This is a genomic window from Myxococcus sp. CA039A, assembly GCF_013336645.1.
GTDB lineage: Bacteria > Myxococcota > Myxococcia > Myxococcales > Myxococcaceae > Myxococcus > Myxococcus llanfairpwllgwyngyllgogerychwyrndrobwllllantysiliogogogochensis.
Genome location: NZ_JABUMQ010000035.1, coordinates 1 through 17,380, shown reverse-complemented (window position 1 = coordinate 17,380; position 17,380 = coordinate 1). Strand labels below are relative to the sequence as shown.

The following is a 17,380-nucleotide window of genomic DNA, read 5'->3' as shown; positions in this document are numbered from 1 at the left end:
GGCCTTCACGGGCTCCCGTGACGCGGGCGCTACGGGCCTTCAGACCGCTGGCGTCTTGGAGGTATCCGAAGTCGCGGGCGGCGCCTCGGAGAGCGACTGCTCGGGCAGGCGAATCACCGGGTCCGGGCGCTCCACCTCCGAGGGAACCGCTTGCACCGCGCTCGCGGTCGCGGCTCCGAGGGACTCCACCGCGGACACGGACGTGTCCACACGTCCCTCGGCGCTCGATGACGAACCATCGACCGATGTGTCCACCCGTGCTTCGGCCCCTGATGCGGACGACACCGGGCTTTGAATCGACGTGTCCACGCGTCCCTCGGCGCTCGCAGCGGATTCGCCCGGACCGGGACTCGACGTCTCGACATGTCCCGCGACGCTCGCGGATGCTCCAGGCGCCTCGGCGGATGTATCGACTCGAGCCCCGGCGGCTGACTCGGCCTCGCGCTGCTCCAGCCTCGCGCCGCCCTGCTCCGCCGCGCGGAGGAACTCGTCGTACTCGGACTTGCGCTCCTCGGCCTTGGATTGGGTCTTCTCGGATTGTTGCGCGGCGGCGGCCCTTCCGGCCTTCAGCGCGCGCGCACTGACGACGATGCCCGCCCCGAACACCGCGACGTTCAGCACCGAGCCCAGCCCACCCAGCCACAATGAGTCCACGCCGCCCTGGACGTAGCCCAGCGCGAGCACGAAGACCGCGCCGGACACGGCCGCGCCAGCCGCCGTCTGCCAGGGCTTCAGCTCCATCACCCGGCCCGCGCCGTAGCAGAGCACCGGCAGCACGCCGACCAACCACACGTTCTCCAGCAGCACCGCCACCAGCACCTTCAACGAGTGGAAGGGCAGCGCCTGCACGCGCAGATTCAGCCGCAGCGTCAACGACACGCTGAGGGCCGAGCCCAGGACAAGCGAGATGAAACCCAGTCCAACGATGAACTGGAAACGGCGGATTCGAACACGCAGCGGCTCGAGGACACTCGGCTTGGGGCTCACGGGCAGGCAGCCTACCCCAGTTCAGCCCTCGTCCTCGTCAACGTCCGCTTCCCCCCCCGGAGTCCGAGGAGGCGGGCCATCCGCGTAGAAGACCTGCTCCAGCACCAGCCCCTGGGGCGGCGCCGTCTGTCCCGCGAGCTTCCGGTTGCGCGAGGCCAGCACCTCCGCCACCCACGCCTCGGGCCGCTTCCCCTTGCCCACGTCCACCAGCGTCCCCACGAGGTTGCGCACCATGTGCTTCAGGAAGGCCGTGCCCTCCACCACGATGGAGATGGCGCCCCCGGCCTCCCCCTCCACCGTGATTTTCCGCACCTCGCGAACCGCGTGCTTCGCCTGACAGTCCGCGGCCCGGAACGCGGAGAAGTCATGCCGGCCCAGCAGATGCGCGGACGCCCTGCGCATCGCCTCGACATCCAGCGGCGCGAAGACCTCCCAGTGCGTCGTGCGGTGCAGCGGGGAGCGCGTGCGGCGATTGTTCAGACGGTAACGGTAGCGTTTGCCTCGGGACCAGCGGCGCGGGTCGAACCCCTCGGGTGCCTCCACCGCGTCCACCACCGCCACGTCGTGCGGCAGCAGGCCGTTGAGCCCCATGACGTACGCCTTCATGGGAAGCACCCGCTCCGTGTCGAAGCAGATCACCTGCCCCGTGGCGTGGACGCCAGAGTCCGTGCGCCCGGCGGACCGTACGGACACGGGCTCGCTCAAGAGCCGCGACAGCGCCTCCTCCATCACCGCCTGGAGCGAGCGCCCATTGGGCTGCACCTGCCAGCCCACGTAGCGAGTGCCCTCGTATTCGAGCGTCAGCTTCAGCCGAGGCATGTCAGCGGTACTTGAGCCAGGACTCGAGGAGCTCCGCCACCATGCGCCCCGCGGGGACACCGTTGCGCCGGGCCACCGCCTCCACCGCCTCCAGCACCTCCATGGAGAGGGGCACGACCAGCATGCGCGGCTCGGTGCGCTCGTCGGGCCCCCCCGGCGCCAGGGCGGCAATGCCCGGGGGGATGGTGAGCGGCGCGGTGACGGCGGGAGGTGGCTCGGACACCGGGGCCGGAGGAATCCCGGGGTCCAGGGAGGCCACGACCTCCGACAGCTCCAGCGCCTCCTCGGCGGTGGGCGCGGTGGCGTTGCGGCTGCGCAGCCGGCGCTGCTCCTCCTGGAGCTCCTCCTCGAAGAGCTGCTTGATGAAGTTGGCCAGGTGCAGCGGCGTGGGCGTGAAGTCGTACGCGTCCAGGAACGCGTCCAGGTCCTTCTGCATCTCCGCCGCCGTCTGGTAGCGCCTGTCGCGGTCTCGCTCCAGCGCCTTCATCAGGATGACTTCCACGCGCTCGGGCAGGTCCTCGCGGAAGTACGAGGGCGCGTAGATCTTCCCCTCGGTGATGCTGCGCATCACGGCGACCTCGGACTCGCCCGTGAAGAGCTTGAAGCCCGTGAGCCACTCGTAGAGCACCACGCCGAGCGAGAACACGTCGCTGCGGCAGTCCAGCGCCTTGCCCAGACACTGCTCCGGGCTCATGTAGCTGAGCTTGCCCTTGATTTCGCCCGTGCGCGTCTGGCCCACCTGGTTGGCGGCCTTGGCGATGCCGAAGTCGAGAATCTTCACCGAGCCGTCGAAGGCGACGACGATGTTCTCTGGCGACACGTCCCGGTGGACGATGTTGAGCGGGCTGTCGTACAGGTCCGCCTTCGTGTGCGCGTGGTGCAGGCCCGCGCAGACACACGAGGCAATCTTCACCGCGTACACCAGCGGGAAGGGAATCCCGAGCGCCTCCGCCTTGGGGACGACGCGGCGCATGTCCCGGCCGGCCACGTACTCCATGGCGATGAAATAGCTCTCCGCGATCTTCCCCAGGTCGTGAATCTGCACGACGTTGGGGTGGTTGAGCTGGGAGGCGAGCCGGGCTTCGTTGAGGAACATCTTCACGAAGGCCGCGTGCTTGGAGAGGTGCGGGCGGATGCGCTTGATGACGACGGGCGACTCGCGACCGTCCTCGCCTTCCTGGTGTGCGAGGAAGATCTCCGCCATCCCTCCGACGGCGATGCGGTCGATGAGCCGGTACTTGCCGAAGCGACCGGTTTCGCGCTGCTGCGGTGCGGCGGGAGACATGGCGTCCTGACCTTACCCGCGCCAGGGGCCCTGGCGCTAACGAAGTTGGACGACGTGGACCTTCAAGGCCGGCTCCTGGCCAGGAGGGCTCGGAAAGTCGAGGGAAGAAGGACCCGAGGAATCCACCGCCCTGCCCTGCCGCCCCGCGAGGGAGAGGCCCTCGGACACCATGGCCTCGAAGCGCCGGGCGGGCAGGCCCGCGTGGTTGCAGCAGGCGACCAGCCGTCCCCCGGGGGCGACGACGCGCGCGGTGGCCTCGGCCAGCCGGGCATAGTCACGGGCGGCGGAGAAGCGGGCCTCCTTCGTGTTGGAGAACGACGGAGGGTCCGCGATGACGAGGTCGAACGTCTCGCCCTTCTTCGCCAGACGCTTGAGCCAGTCGAAGACATCACCGGCCACGTAGTCATAGCGGTCCACGGGCTGGCCATTGAGCTGGGCGTTCTCCTCACCCCACTCCAGTACGCGGCGACTCGCGTCCAGGTTGAGCGCCCGCTTCGCGCCGCCCGCTTTCGCCACCACTCCGAATGCACAGGTGTAGGCGAAGAGGTTGAGCACGGTGAGGCCGCGCGCCTCTTTCAAGAGCCACGCGCGAGTGTCGCGCATGTCCAGATACAGCCCCACCGAGAGGCCCTGTCCGGGGCGGATGAGGAAGGACAGGCCATTCTCCAGGGCCGTGAGGGACTCCACCGGCTCGCCCCGGGCGGAGGTCTCCGGGGCCAGCGTCTCCTTCGCCACGTTGGCGAGGACCCGTGCTTCGCGGGGACGGCGCTTGAGATACAGGCTCGTCGGCGCCCACGCCGTCATCGCGGCGTCGAGCAGCGCCTCTTCCTCCGTGGGAGAGAAGTCGCGGTAGAGGCTGAGAACATACAGGCCACCGAAGCGGTCCGCCGTCACGTCGGGGACGCCATCGGCCTCGCCGTGGAGGACGCGGAAGGCGGTGGTGCGAGCGTCGGTCAACAGGGGGCCGCGCCGGGCTTGCGCGGTCCGAAGCGTGTCCACGAGGGTGGGCATGGGCCCTCCCTGTATCAGCTTCCCAGTCGGGCGCGAGACCAGACGCGCTCGAGCGCCTCGGTGGCGGCGCGGGACAGGTCCACGTAGTCGGAACCCAGCAACTGGCCTTCGCGCACACGGACGCGTCCATCGACGATGGTCCAGGCCGCGGGCGAGCGGGCGAGCTGGCCGATGAGATACGGCGAGTAGCCCGTCTCGGGGTCGGCCGCGGGCACGGAGTCGTAGACGACGAGGTCCGCGAGGCTGCCCTCCTCCACGGTGCCCGAGGGCAGGCCGAACAGGCGGGTACACAGCTCCGCGGGGCCGCTGACGAGCAGGTGCGCGAGGGTGCTGTCCACGTCCGGCAGGTGCCCGGCGCGGGAGATGCGCAGCACGCCCACGAGGGCCGCGAGCAGTTCGTCCTGAAGGGTGCCGTGGCCGCCCGTGCCCAGTCCAAGCAGGTGCAGCCGCAGGAGGATGGCCTCCATCGGGTCCGTGCCGCGCTCCAGGGTCCGCACACCGCGGGCCGCGAGCGAGACGAAGGTTTCGGTCTGCTCCAGGCGCGCGGCCTCGGAGCTGTCCAGCGCGCGCGCATAGCCGGCGATGGCGCGAGGACCCAGCAGGCCCAGCGCGTCGAGCCGGGGCACCACCCGCTGACCGTGACGAGCGTAGGTGGTGCTGAGGTCGTCCTCGTTCTCCGCGAGGTGGAAGACGGTGGGGACTTCGAGCTCCGCGCTGAGGCGGGAGATGCGCGAGAGGAGCGAGTCCTCGCAGGTATACGAGGCGTGGAAGCCCAGCGCGCCGCGCACCAGGGGGTGCTTCGCGTAGCGGCGGGCGAAGTCCGCATTGGCGTCGAGCCATGCGTCAGCCTGAGCGGCGCCATCCATGCTGTGGGTTGCGTGGCTCGTCACCAGTCGGAGGCCGACGCTCTCGGCCGCGCGGGCCTGGGCGGTGAGCCCTCCGGCCACGTCGGCGCAGGCGAGGTGTTCCACGACGAGGGTGACACCATCGCGAAGCGCGCGGGCGGCGGCGAAGCGCGTGAGGGCCTCGATGTCCTCGGAGGAGACGAGGCGGGCCACGCGGCGCATGCGCTCCAGTCGCTCGCGAGGCGGCAGGAGGAGAAACTGGCCATTGGGCGGCAGGAGCTGGCCGTTGACGAGGTGCGAGTGGCTGTCCACCAGCCCGGGGGCGACGAGGCGGCCTCGACAGGCCACTTCCCAGTCACCTGGAAGGACAGGCACCTGCGCGTCCGGAGCGACGCGGCGGATGACACCACCCTCGACGACCACGGCCATACCGCGCCTGACCCGGCCATCCGCCCGGAACACAGCGCAGTTTTTCAACAGCAGGCGACCTTCCATGTCCGGCAACTGTCATAGCACGGGTCAATGGAGGTGGGAGCGGGGTAAGTCCAGGAATCCGGGGTCGGCAACGAGGGCTTGCCAGAGGAGGCGACTCAGGGCAGGGCGCCCCGCTCCGCCGAGCCAAGGGGTCCACGGACCGGACAGCCCACCGCCTCTGTACCGTCCCCTCTCCGCGGAGTGGGGCATTGCACCCGCCGGCGAATCAGGGAGGCGTCGCATCACATCCCGTCTCAGAGGGGACGGGTATCCGAGGGTATCCCGGTGCCCTGCACCTCCCTGCGACACAGCGAACTCGAGGCGAGTCCGAGCACATGACGCAGTAGTAGCCACAGGCAGCGTGTACGAGATGGCTGATACGTGGCAGTTCCTCATTCACCACCTTCTTCGAACCGACCAGCCAACACGCATCATACGGAACTGGCTGCAACGCAACGAGCGAGCAGTCGTCATCGGCCTGGCAGGTTGAGAGTTCCTCGATCTCCGCGGCGGCGGCCCACCATGTCTCGCGGCATTCAGGCGAGAGTTCCCAATTATCATTCGGGTCGAGAAGTTCCTCACGGCCAGCAGACACAAGGCACTCAGATATCTTCCTGGCATGCGCGACATCGCGAGGCACCACCGAGTGTGAACACCCCCATAGAGCCAGCACGAGGAGAAGCCCCATGTCCTGAAGAATCTTCATGTCCCCAATCACGGTCCTCCCCCTGGTCATGACACTCAAGGGATGACCTGCTCCCCCTGGGATTGAGGCTGAGTTTCCATCCATCGCTCATGGTGGCGGGTCCGCAGTAAGACCTGGAGCGTGACGACGCCACGTTTGCTGGCGCCAGCCCTCCGCTCGCAGCAAACGCTCAATCTGTCTCCAGCCACAGCACCGTCATGGCACTCCCTCCAGGAGAAGTTGGGCCAGTTACCCCAATGCTCGATGCGGGGGCCCTTCAGGACAACACCCGTCTCACGCCGCAGATGAGCAAGCACCTCGGACCGCGATTCGCACGAAGCGCTGGACTCAGCACGACCCCAGAACATCAGAGCGAGTTGCCCGACCGAGAGAAACTCGAGCCAGACACTCCCTGACCGCCCCGCCAGCACCGCTGTTCCCGTGGGGGGAGTCCCGGCCGCGCTTCCCCATGGTTCCGAGCAGACTTCTGTCAGGACACGACCCGCCACGTGGACGGGCACGCAACTCTTTCCTGAAGCGTCCTCGGCCAGGGCAGAACCCGAGATGAGCATCACCGCCCATGCGCCGTGAATGAGGCTTCTCCGGACAGACATTTCCGCTCCATTCCCTGGGGCTTCTCGTGAGAGGCCATCCTAACCCTTGACCTCCACCGCACCGAGAGAAACACGTTCCACGCAAGCAACGTCGAACCATGACGTCGCCATGATTTAGACCGTGCGTCCATTCGATATGCTCCGTCGGCCTCCATCTGAACGCCGAGCCTGGGCTCACGTCTCCGAAAGCTGCCTCGAAGCGAATTTCATTCGAGGAACAGGAGAGTGCTGGAGTGGAGCGGACGCGGCGGACGGTCCCTGCTTCGCCAGGGGGTGGCGGAACGGCTTCTCGTAGCGGGGCGAGGTCGGCGGCGGGAAGGAGTCCAGGACGCTGCACGAGACAAGAAGACAACGGGCTGGTTTGTGTTCCTGGAGCCCTATCCGAGCGGCGGCGGGGCTGCCTATAGTTGTCGCATGAGCCATGCGTCGTGGAACGCGGATCTTCAAGGTCGCGCACCAGCGAGGTCATCTTGCTCATCCGACATCCCGCCGGTCCCGCGGTGCAGCAGACAGGAGATTGAGCGTGACGAAGAGAGCACTCTTGTTGGCGGCGGTCCTGGCCGCGGGTTGCGGCGGTGAGGCCAAAAAGGCCATCGAGCAGCGCCGCATGGCCGTGGCCCCAAAGCTCGCCAAGGTGACATCCATCGCGGACCAGGCGCGGGCGCTGCCGCCGGTGAAGGAGGGCTCGCTCACGCTCGGCGCGGCGCCCCTCGTCATGGCCTTCCTCACGACCACGCCGCTGCGCACCGGCACCGTGGTCTACGCCGAGGACCTCGACGACCTCTCGGTTTTCAAGGACGAGCCTCCGCACTACAAGATGCGGGTGAGGCAGGCGGGGCTGATTCAGGCCTGCGGCCAGCTCCTCTCCAAGGGCACCTACGGCATGCAGACCGCCGCCAACGTGCACGCCAACGTCGCCATCGAGTACCTCGATGCCTGCGCCAACCTCGCGTACGTCTTCGTGCTGCGCACCCGCGAGGTGAAGGGGCGCTCCTTCGAGGGCGACGTCGTCGCCTTCGACCTCGCCGACGGAAAGCCCATCGGAGGCTTCCCGATCTCGTTCACCAGCGAAGGCCGCCGCGACCAGGTGAGCAACACCACGAAGAGCGTGAGCACGCGACGGGTGGGTAACCGCAACCGCACCACGGTCACCGAGACGACCACGACCGCCACCGTGGATGCTGATCGGGAACAACTGCGCAGCGACCTGGATGGCGAGATCGAGGCCGCGATCGTGAAGCTCGCTCCCTCGAGCAAGTGGCTCAACTGACCGAGGTACCCCGAAGACGGTAGCGGGCCTGGAGCGTAATGGTGAAACCTTCACAGGGACTGCAAGACCTCGTGGGTCTTGCGCCCTGTGAAGCGCCTCGCGAGCGCGCGACTTCACAGAATCGCCGAGTCAATGTGACGACACGCGAGGCTTCCTCGTCCTGCTTGATGCGAGCCACCGTCACCGCCTCCGCGGAGGCCAACTCGAAGGGCCTTTCACATACGGCCATGCCCGTTGCTTCGGCGAGGTGAGCGCATCGAAGCGTGTACCCTTCGACCCCTCAGGCATTTCAGAGATGGGCCGAGGATGCTCGATCCGGGCATGCGCGCGTTATCCACCATCGCCTTGGGCTCACGTCGGTTCGTTGTGCCGCCCGTCCCGTCTTGCCCCGCTCTCGTCCCCGTTTGCGGGGCTCACTGGGAGGACATGCGGCCCCGCAGGTCAGCCCGCTCACGCCGGCCGGGAGCATCACGCAGGGGACTTCCTCAACCCCGCTCCACCCTCTCCCTTCAACAGGGCGTCTATCCCGCATATCCGCTGTCTTCGTGAACATGAGGCCCATTGTCCGGAGGGACAGTGTCGATGTCTTTTTTGTGCGAGAGGAGCGGGTGATAACTCGCGAATTCGCGGAGGACGATGTTAGGGGTTGAGCCGAGATGGATGGTGGGTAGGTTCTGGGTATCGCGGGGATATTCAACATCGCCCTCGTGCGGGCCTGACTCTATCGGCCGTCTAGAAACCTAGGGAATCCCGAATGAAACTCCGCATTGCATTGATTGCTCACGACACGAAAAAAGACGACATGCTCGCCCTGGCCGCTGAATACAAAGCCTTCCTCTCAACCTGCACGCTGACCGCCACCGGCACCACCGGCAGCCGCCTGACCAACGAACTGGGGCTGGAAGTGGACCGCAAGCACTCCGGCCCCTTTGGCGGCGACTTGCAGATCGGCTCGCTGTTGGTGGAGGGTGAGATCGACTGCTTGATCTTCCTGCGCGACCCGATGACACCGCAGTCGCACGAACCGGACATCAACGCCCTGGTCCGCGCCTGCGAAGTGCACAATACGCCGTGCGCGACCAACGTGGCGTCAGCACATCTGGTGTTGACTCAACTCGAGCAACGCGCGGCACAAATGAGCAACGGAGGAAGGGAATCCGCATGAACCGCGGCGGCGGTCCTGTATCCATGGACCTGGTGAAGGTGGACCTGCCGCCGCGCGGCGCGCTGGGCCGTGGGGGCGGGGCGCCACCTGAACCTTCTCACGCGACAGTGACCTCCGCGACTACCGGAACCGTACGACGCGTGGGGGCTTGTCACCGGCGTGCGGGCTCGGGAAGGTAGGGGGATGCTCGTTTCGGTCCATCTCTATGCATGGCAGGCCGTCATCGTCGGCAATGCGCGGCTCGGAGGGCGCGACCTGCGAGCGGCGGTGCTCGACGACCCGTGGGTGGGCGTGACGAAGAGGGAGGGGGACGTCTTTCGCGGCTTCGCCTGCGATGGGGATTTCGAGCCCTCGTTCTATGCATGGCTGGATCTCCAGCGGGTGCGGGGCCTGCAAGCGATCCGGACGCTGTGCACCGTCGATCCCGGTGACTGGGCGCTCCACACGCCGCCACCACGGCAGCCCCCGTTGCCGGAGTTCGCCCTCGTCTTCCCGGATCGCCTCGCCTGGTACCGCTACAAGCATTCGAGCCTCGACCCGCGAGGCCTGAGCGGACCCTATGAGGAGTGCTTCGTCGAGGTGCCTGAGGAGTCGCGGCCGGCGACGATCACCCCTCTGGAAGAGGCGGAGCGGGAGCTGCTTGTGGCCACCCGGGACTATGTCGCGTTCGTGGAAGCCAGGGCCCGAGCGGATGACGCGACGGACATGTTCTACGCGAAGCAAGGGCGCACCACGTTGGAGCTCCTGGAGGACACGGAGGACTCCTTTCGGGAGAGGCTCATCGCGCTGCGCCAGGAGGAGTTGAAGGAATATCGCCGGCGGGCCAAGCAGTGGCACCCCGTCCAACCGGCGACGAGGGCGATGCGGCCCGTCATCCTGGAGAATGCCGCACGCTGGCTGGTGCGGGACGATTATCTGAGTGTCCTGGAGGCCGCGGGCGCGTCGTGGCGGGCGGTGCGACTGGCGAGAGCCTCGCAGGACGCCTGGCCCCTGAACATGGACGTCGACCGCAGGTCCCAGGAGGATCTTCCGCCCTTCATCCACGCGCCAGGCTATGTCGCCATCGGCCGGCGCTGGGCCTGCGCGGCTGCGGCGGCCCTGAACGCCGCGTTGAACATGCGCTAGGGGAGTGTTCGCAAACTAGAGCCAAAGGCTTGCGACAAGCCCCAGTCCTCGCTCCAATGCCCTTTCCCTATCTCGAAGCACCTGACGATCATGAACCCACGAACCCTCGGTGATTGGCTCGCGACCCGTTGGCGATATGCCACCATGGCTGTGCTCCTGGGGCTGACTGTGTCGCTCGGAGTGCCGTATTGCGGGCGGTGGTGGCGCATCGACACGTGCCTCGACTCGGGTGGCGCCTGGAACCATGAACAGAGCACCTGCGAGCACTGACCCCGCTGCCCCACCAGGCCTCGGGACCGGTGATTCCGCAAACCCCTCCTGCGCCCCAGCAACCATCCTTCTTCGCAGGGGTCCCAGGGGCGAAGGTGCCTGGAGCCCCCCATAGGATTGAGCGACCCATGACCCTGGACGTTCGCGAACTGATTCATCAAGCGATGGTCGAGCCTCGCCAAGGAGTGCAGTCGCTCGCCCGTGAGATCCGAATCGCCCTTGGCCAGGGTGACCCCGACGCCGCACGAACCTTGGCTTATGCACTGCTGGCACTGGCCGTCGAGAATGACCTCGCACATGAGTCGCTGACGGACGCTGTTGATTGGTTGATTCGTGATGAACGAACCAACATTGCAATCATGCAGCGCCTTCACCGGTACGCACAACTGGCTGGCGACACCCTCTTGGAACAACGACTCACTGGACGCGTGGACTGAACCCACCCCAGACCTCGCGAATCGAGTCCCTCCCACGTGCAACTTCACGGACGAATGTCGCGGCAATGTCCTGGAAGAGTGGAGCCAGGGCCATCTCTGGTGATGACGCAGCTCCACCCTTCAGGACAAGAGTCATTTCCTCTCGGGTTGCAGGCAAGCTCACAGGTCGAGCCCCCATCCGTGTGAGCGAAGTTCGTCCCGCCGGCGCACACCAGGCCTGGGCCACAATCGCTCGGAGCCGCGCAACGAGTGCCGATGACCGCGAGCATCTTCGCGTCGGGGTCGCTCCCATTCGCCTCACACTTGCAGCCTGCCAGCCCCCAGGTCAGCAAGAGCAGCGTCACCGCACTCCACGACAGCCGATAGGCACGACTCATGTGATCTCCATCTCGGACCGCTCCTCGCAGGAGCCCCGGGGACTTCGTCCTGCCGCATCCCGACGGCTTTCGAGGCACAGGCAGCACCCTGCCACGCCCAGGACCCTACTCGCCCCCTGTCCTTCCCTGCAGGCATGCCTTCGCAGGGCGCCAGGAGCGAAGTAGCCTGCGGCCCACATGAGAACGCGGTCCCTCCTCCTTCCCGGTCCAGCGGCCCTGGCGGCACTGGTGCTCACCGTGCGGCTCGGGATGTCGCCGCTCAAGAACTTCGACCTGTTCTTCCACCTCGCCGGTGGACAGTTCGTCTTGAAGAACGGCTTCACTCGCATCGACCCCTTCAGCGTCACCGGCACCGCCGGCTGGGTCCCTCATGAGTGGGGCTTCGGCGTCCTCTGCGTCGCACTGGTCCGCTGGCTCGGCGCCGCTGGGCCCGCTCTCCTGGTCGCCGGCCTCGTCGCCCTCAACCTCATGCTCCTGTGGACCGTCCTGGAGCGCGCGGCCTCGGGGAGACGTGGGTTGCTCGCCGTGGCGACGCTCGCGGCCCTCCTCGTCGTCTACGCGCCCACATGGCCTCAAGAGCGCCCCTACCATCTGGGCCACCTGCTCTTCACCCTCGCGGTGCTCGCCATCCAGTCCTGGCGCGCGGGCAATGACCGCACCCTCTGGGTGTTCCCCTTCCTCGGCGCCGTCTGGGCCAACGTCCACGGGAGCTGGCTGCTCGGCCCGGCGCTGCTCGGCGCCACCGCTGTCGGACAGGCCCTGGACGAGGGCACTCCAGAGTCGCGCCGGCGCTCGCTGCGCGCCATCGGCTTCAGCGTCGCCGCGTTCCTCATGGCGGGACTGGGTCCGGACGGGCTCAACATCTACCTGTACCCGCTCCATCACTCGCTGCTGCCGTCCACGCAGACCATCGTCGAGTGGCGCCCGCTCAACCTGGACCTCGCCTCGAGCTGGGCCTACCTCGCGCTCGGCGGCGCGGCCTGCTTCGCCGTGGGACAGGCCCGCGTGCGCAAAGTGGCCATCCTCCTGCCCACCTTCGTGCTCGGACTCGCCGCCATCAAGGTGCAGCGCCATGCCCCCTTCGCCGCCGTGCTGCTGGCGCTCGCCCTCCTGGAGCATGTCGCGTCGAGCCGGGACACCGCCGTGGCAACGGACGCGCCGGTCGGAGCGTGGAAGCGCTTCTGGTCACGGTTCGATGGACTGACGGCCGGTTGGAACGACAAGGCCAGCGGCGGGCTCTGGCCCACGCTGGCGCTGCTGGGACTCGTCCTGATTCATGCGCAGAGCCCACTGCCGTTCGAGCAGGGCGTGAAGCGCTCCATCATCCCCATCCCGGTCTTCGAGGCGCTGCGCAAGCACCCTCCGGGCAAGGTGCTCAACCCCTTCGTCATCGGCGGCCCCATCTCGTTCTTCGCGGGCGCCGACTACAAGGTGTTCATCGACAGCCGGAACGACCCGTTCCCCATGTCGGTCCACGAGGACTACGACAAGCTCGTCTGGGGCGAGCCCGGCTGGGAGGAAGCCCTGACGCGCTATGACCCGGACTACCTGCTCTGGGACATCGAGAACCCCGGCAACATCCTGCTCGACAACCTGAAGGTGCTCGGCGGCTGGCGCGAGGAGGCTCGTGACGGCAACTACGTGCTGTGGATTCGTGAGCGCACCACCGCGACGGGCCATCCATGACCGCGCGGCGGACGGAAGCGCGGAAGGCGGGGCTCGCCATCGTGGGGCTCGTGGCGATGCTCGCCTTCGCCTACAGCCCGGTGCTGCGCGGAGAGCTGCTCGCCGGTCGAGACGTGTTCCGCGTCTTCTTCCCCGACTCCGCCTTCCTGTTGGAGTCCCTGCGCGCGGGCGAACTGCCGCTGTGGACACCGTACCTGCGACTGGGACAACCGTTCGCGGCCACGCTCTACTCGCAGGTGTTCTATCCACCGCGCTGGGTGGCGGTGCTCGTCTCCGGCCCCATCGTCTCGATGACGGTGTTGCACATCGCGCACGCGGCGATCGCCTCGGTGGGAGTGTTCCTGCTCGCCAGGAAGCTGCGAGCCTCGTGGCCCGCGTCACTCGTCGCGGGGGCGATGTTCGGCCTGTCTCCGATGATGACGGACCTGGGCATCCAGCAGAACGTCGTGGACGCGGCGGCGTGGAGCGGGTTCATCCTCCTCGCGGCGCATGACCTCGCGCACCGGCCCGGACCCGGTCCGCTCGCTCGCCTCTCCGTCTTCTCCGCCCTGTCTCTCTTCGCGGGCTCGCCCGAAACCACGCTGTGGCAGGGAATCGTCGCGGTCCTGGTGGCACTCCTCACGGATTCGTCGAGGCGTCGGGCTCATGAAGGGCCCTCGGCGACACGCGGGTTGCCCACGCCCGAGGCGCATGCAGCCGCTCAGCCGCTACCCATTGGCACGCCTCCCCCTGTTTCGGTCGCGACGTTGGCGGGGCCACACGCCGACACATCGACCGCGAGCGAGCAAGGGACCCAGGTCCGCTCCGATTCTGAAGCAGCGAGCCGAGCACTTCAGCCCCACGCGGTACTGACCGCGGCAGCGTCGCATCACTCCGAAGTCGCGCGGTCGAGCCAGCCTCCGTTCGGCGCCACCTCGGAACTGACGGAGGAGGGCCATCGACCACTCCGTGCGGAACAGTTGATTGCCGCCAGAGCCGCGAGGCCCTCGGACGCGGGACTCGAACAACCTCACCTCCTCGCGCATGAGCACATCGCCGAGCACGGTACGGCCGCGCGGAATCCATCGATGGGTCGCGAAGCGGTCCCCCGTTCTCAGCTCCACGGCGTTCCTTCGTCGGTAGCGCCTTCGAGCACGCGCGACGCACGGACCCGCCTCCAGGCCCGGGGACTCGCGGTGGCGCGTATCACCGGGGGCTTCATCCTGTCCGCCGTGCTCGCGTCGGTGGCGCTGTTCCCTGCGGCGGAGTTCGCTCGGAACTCCCTGCGCTCCCAGCGCGGCTGGGCCGAGCAGCTCGCCTGGTCCGTATCCTGGCCGCAAGTGCTGTCTTCTGTGTGGCCGCTCGCGGACTGGCCTCGTGACAGGTACTGGGGCGAGGACCAGTGGTTCATCCTCAACCTGTTTCTCGGCACCCTGCCCTGTGCGCTCGCCATCGTCGGCGGACTCCATGGCCCGCGTCGCGCACGGCCCTTCATCGTAGGGGCCCTCACGCTGGTGATGCTGAGTCTGGGGCGGCACTTTCCTCCCTCGGCCTGGGTCCTCCAGTCCGTGCCGCCGTTCTCGCTCTTCCGCTACCCCGCGAAGTACTTCGTGGGCGCGGCCTTCTGCCTCGCGGTGCTCTCGGCCTTCGGGCTGGATGCGCTGGGCCGGCTCGCACGAAAGCTGCCTCCCTCCCGACTGAAGGCCGCCATCGCCTTCGTCGCCATGGGCGCAGCCATCGCAGCCATCGGCCCCGTGGTGCGCATGCTCCCCATGCGCGCCTCCGCCGAGGCCGGTGCACCCTGGGTGCCCTTCGCGCTCGGGCTCGCCACCCTCATCCTCTTCCTCCTGCCGTGGTCCTTCGCGCGCCCGCGCCGCGTTCGCCATGGACTCGCGGCTCTCGCCGTCCTCGAACTCGCGGCGGCACACTCGCTGCTGGGGATTCCCAAGTACACGCCCTGGGACTCGCTTCGACAGCCCTTCTCCCTACGCACGCTGTTGCCCCAGCCGTTTCAGGGACGCATCAGCGCGGACATCGAAGGCCCCGAGGACCCCACTCGCGCCGTGGTGACGAACACCATCGAGCGCAGCCTCGACCGCCTCATGCCGAACAGGTTCGTCGAGGAGCGACTGCCCGCGCTCGAAGGCTACGGCGCCCCCGAGCCCGTGCGCTCGGACCGCTTCCACCTCGCCGGAGAGCGCAGCGTCTATGACCTGGCCGGCGTCACGCACTATCTCCGCCAGGGCCCGCCCCCGTTCGACGACCTGGAGTTGCTCCACCGCGCCGAGGACGGCACCACGCTCTCCCGCTCGCGCACCGCCCTGCCCCGAGCCTTCCTCGTCCAGCGCGCCCGCGTCGTCACGGATGACGAAGCCCTGGAGGCGGTGCTGGATGCCGACCAGCCCTTCCGGGAGATTGCCTTCCTCGCCTCGGGCGAGCCACTCGAACGTCCCGATTGCGAAGGCTCCGTGCGGCCCTCCAGCAGCGGAGCCCAGCACCTGGCACTGGACGTGAGGGCTTGCGACGACAGCTACCTCATCGTCTCGGACAGCTACTACCCGGGCTGGCGCGCGACAGTGGACGGCAAGGACGCCCCCATCCACCGCGCGGACCACTCGCTGCGAGCCGTGCGCCTTTCACGCGGTGAGCACCACGTCCGCTTCGACTACACCCCGCTCAGCTTCCGCGCGGGACTCCTGCTGTCCCTGCTCGGCTGGGCGGGGCTCGGCTTCGTGTGGCTCAGGGCGAGACGACGTCCAGTCGCCCCGGCGTGACGGACGTCACGACTCCACGCCGTTGCGTTCCGCGTTGGCCACGAAGGCGTCTCGCAGGTACCGCGAGAGCCCGGGCTTCACGCTGTCGATGTTCTCCGTGAAGCGGGAGTCACTCACGTACATCTCCCCGAGCCCCCGGTGGATGACGTATGAGCACGGGTAGAACCACTTCGAGATGTACTGACGATGCGCCTCCGCGAGCGCCAGCACCTCGGGCTCCGTCGGCGCGCGTCCTGCTCCGAGGTGCTCCGCGAGCGCCTTCATGAGCTGGTCCCCTTCCGCCTTGATGGCGCTCCAGTCCTCCTTCTTGTAGCGCGAGGTCCGCCGGGCCGATTCCTTGTAGGCCTCCGTGTCGCCCCAGCGCTCCTTCACCTCGGCCTCGTACTTCGAGGGGTCGAAGTCCCCAAACGCCTCGAACATCTTCTCGCTGTCCATCGTCTTCCCCTGGTCCAGTGCGTCCAACGCCGCGTCCACGGCGTGGCGGAGTGCGTCCAGCCGCGAGGCCCGCTCGGTCAGCAACTGCCTCTGCATGAGCAAGGCCGCGCGAAGGTCGAAGCGAGGGTCACCCAGGATGCGGCGGATCTCCTCCAGCGGGAAGGCGAGCTCCCGGAAGAAGAGCACCTGCTGCAACCGCTCCAGGTCCGCCTGCGTGTACAGCCGATACCCCGCCTCGCTGCGCCCCGAAGGACACAGCAGGCCAAGCTCGTCGTAGTGATGCAGCGCCCGAACGCTGACCTTCGCCAATCGGGCCACCTGGCTGACCGTCAGAGCCATCTCTTCACCTCGGATGAGATGTCTAAGGCCTCACGTCGCGTGAGGGTCAACCCCCGCCACGTCGAGACGCCACGAATGAAGCGGGCAACCTGTCACGGGCTCCCTCAAATGGGGGCTCGGGCGGCCCTCCGAGCATCATCGGGCGGGTTGGGCGCACGGTCTCCGTGCGAGTCGCGCCCCTCGAGTCCTTCATGCAACGCGCCTCGACACCGGCCGTTGTGGAGTGGACCTTCGGGCCATCCACCGCGAAGTCTCGGGCGTTCATCGCGAGGCAACGAAGCCTCGGGCGCCTCAGGGCGCGTGCGCCACGTCTGGCGGAGCGTCCACGGGAGGACGAAAGACATACATCATCAGCGAGGCCCCCTCCGCCACGCGCACCGTCGCGTCGCGGCGTAGCACCCAGAGCTGGCCCGGCTTCACCGGCCGCTCGTCCGCCGCATTCAGGGAGCCCGAACCCTCCGCCACGTAGACGATGGCGGGCTCTGCGCGCGTGGCCGTCAGGGCATGCTCCCCCTTGGCGAGCACCACGCTGGACATCTTCCCCTCCAGCGCCGGCAACGTCTCCACCGTCACGCCCCCTGCCTGTTCCGCCAGCATGACGAGCGCGCGGGTCGGCGCGTAGGTGAAGGGTTCGGGCCCCTGCGCCAGTCGCGCATCCGTCGGCTCGACGTACAGGTTTCCGTCGAAGCGCGGCGTGGCGAACACGAGGTTGCCCAGCATCTGGTCCTCCGCGCGGTTGAACCACGCGTGGCCGGTGAAGGGCTCGGAGGCAATCAACGCACCGGGATGATGCGTCCCCCGCC

Annotated in this window: 13 protein-coding genes and 1 pseudogene; 7 read left to right on the top strand and 7 right to left on the bottom strand. The window is 67.8% G+C overall.

The window, feature by feature from the left end; translation table 11 throughout:
- Positions 1–39: 39 nt before the first annotated feature.
- The 5 genes from HR086_RS08415 to HR086_RS08395 are packed head-to-tail and all read right to left on the bottom strand — an operon-like array spanning position 40 to position 5,442.
- Entirely contained in the window at positions 40–987 is a 948-nt protein-coding gene (locus tag HR086_RS08415) for a hypothetical protein (protein ID WP_174453458.1), read from the bottom strand.
- A 21-nt stretch (positions 988–1,008) separates the two neighbouring features.
- Positions 1,009–1,806, bottom strand: coding sequence for a tRNA pseudouridine(38-40) synthase TruA (gene truA, locus HR086_RS08410; protein WP_141643559.1), 798 nt, complete (start codon positions 1,804–1,806; stop codon positions 1,009–1,011).
- A 1-nt stretch (position 1,807) separates the two neighbouring features.
- A complete protein-coding gene (locus tag HR086_RS08405; RefSeq protein ID WP_174453457.1) occupies positions 1,808–3,091 on the bottom strand; it encodes a serine/threonine-protein kinase in 1,284 nt (427 codons plus the stop codon).
- Positions 3,092–3,127: 36 nt separating this feature from the next.
- A complete protein-coding gene (locus HR086_RS08400; protein WP_141643561.1) occupies positions 3,128–4,102 on the bottom strand; it encodes a class I SAM-dependent rRNA methyltransferase in 975 nt (324 codons plus the stop codon).
- Positions 4,103–4,116: 14 nt separating this feature from the next.
- Complete coding sequence (locus HR086_RS08395; RefSeq protein WP_141643562.1) at positions 4,117–5,442, bottom strand: amidohydrolase family protein; 1,326 nt, start codon at positions 5,440–5,442, stop codon at positions 4,117–4,119.
- Positions 5,443–7,264: 1,822 nt separating this feature from the next.
- Here HR086_RS08395 and HR086_RS08390 point away from each other — a divergent pair.
- The 7 genes from HR086_RS08390 to HR086_RS48400 all read left to right on the top strand — a co-directional run bounded on the left by HR086_RS08390 (position 7,265) and on the right by HR086_RS48400 (position 15,803).
- The gene (locus HR086_RS08390; protein ID WP_174461272.1) at positions 7,265–7,990 is read left to right on the top strand and encodes a hypothetical protein; all 726 of its coding nucleotides are present in this window, start codon (positions 7,265–7,267) and stop codon (positions 7,988–7,990) included.
- Between the two features lie 754 nt (positions 7,991–8,744).
- Positions 8,745–9,155, top strand: a complete 411-nt coding sequence (locus HR086_RS08385) for a methylglyoxal synthase (protein ID WP_174461273.1) — start codon at positions 8,745–8,747, stop codon at positions 9,153–9,155.
- Positions 9,156–9,338: 183 nt separating this feature from the next.
- Complete coding sequence (locus HR086_RS08380; RefSeq protein ID WP_174465322.1) at positions 9,339–10,280, top strand: hypothetical protein; 942 nt, start codon at positions 9,339–9,341, stop codon at positions 10,278–10,280.
- Positions 10,281–10,424: 144 nt separating this feature from the next.
- Positions 10,425–10,550 carry a hypothetical protein gene (locus tag HR086_RS49165; protein WP_256433614.1) on the top strand — a complete coding sequence of 42 codons (126 nt, stop codon included), beginning with the start codon at positions 10,425–10,427 and terminating at the stop codon, positions 10,548–10,550.
- 128 nt (positions 10,551–10,678) lie between these two features.
- Complete coding sequence (locus HR086_RS08375; RefSeq protein ID WP_141643566.1) at positions 10,679–10,987, top strand: hypothetical protein; 309 nt, start codon at positions 10,679–10,681, stop codon at positions 10,985–10,987.
- A gap of 554 nt (positions 10,988–11,541) precedes the next feature.
- Positions 11,542–13,050 (top strand): hypothetical protein, encoded by a 1,509-nt coding sequence (locus HR086_RS08370; protein WP_174465321.1) that lies wholly within the window; start codon positions 11,542–11,544, stop codon positions 13,048–13,050.
- Positions 13,047–15,803, top strand: a complete 2,757-nt coding sequence (locus tag HR086_RS48400) for a YfhO family protein (protein ID WP_254626247.1) — start codon at positions 13,047–13,049, stop codon at positions 15,801–15,803. The genes HR086_RS08370 and HR086_RS48400 overlap by 4 nt, the downstream gene beginning before the upstream one ends.
- Positions 15,804–15,809: 6 nt before the next feature.
- Here HR086_RS48400 and HR086_RS08360 read toward each other — a convergent pair whose 3' ends face one another.
- Together HR086_RS08360 and HR086_RS08355 are read right to left on the bottom strand one after the other, a co-directional pair.
- On the bottom strand, positions 15,810–16,577 hold the full coding sequence (locus tag HR086_RS08360) for a MerR family transcriptional regulator (RefSeq protein WP_174465320.1): 768 nt from the start codon (positions 16,575–16,577) through the stop codon (positions 15,810–15,812).
- A gap of 291 nt (positions 16,578–16,868) precedes the next feature.
- Positions 16,869–17,380 (bottom strand): annotated as a pseudogene (locus HR086_RS08355) (hypothetical protein); the annotation flags it as partial.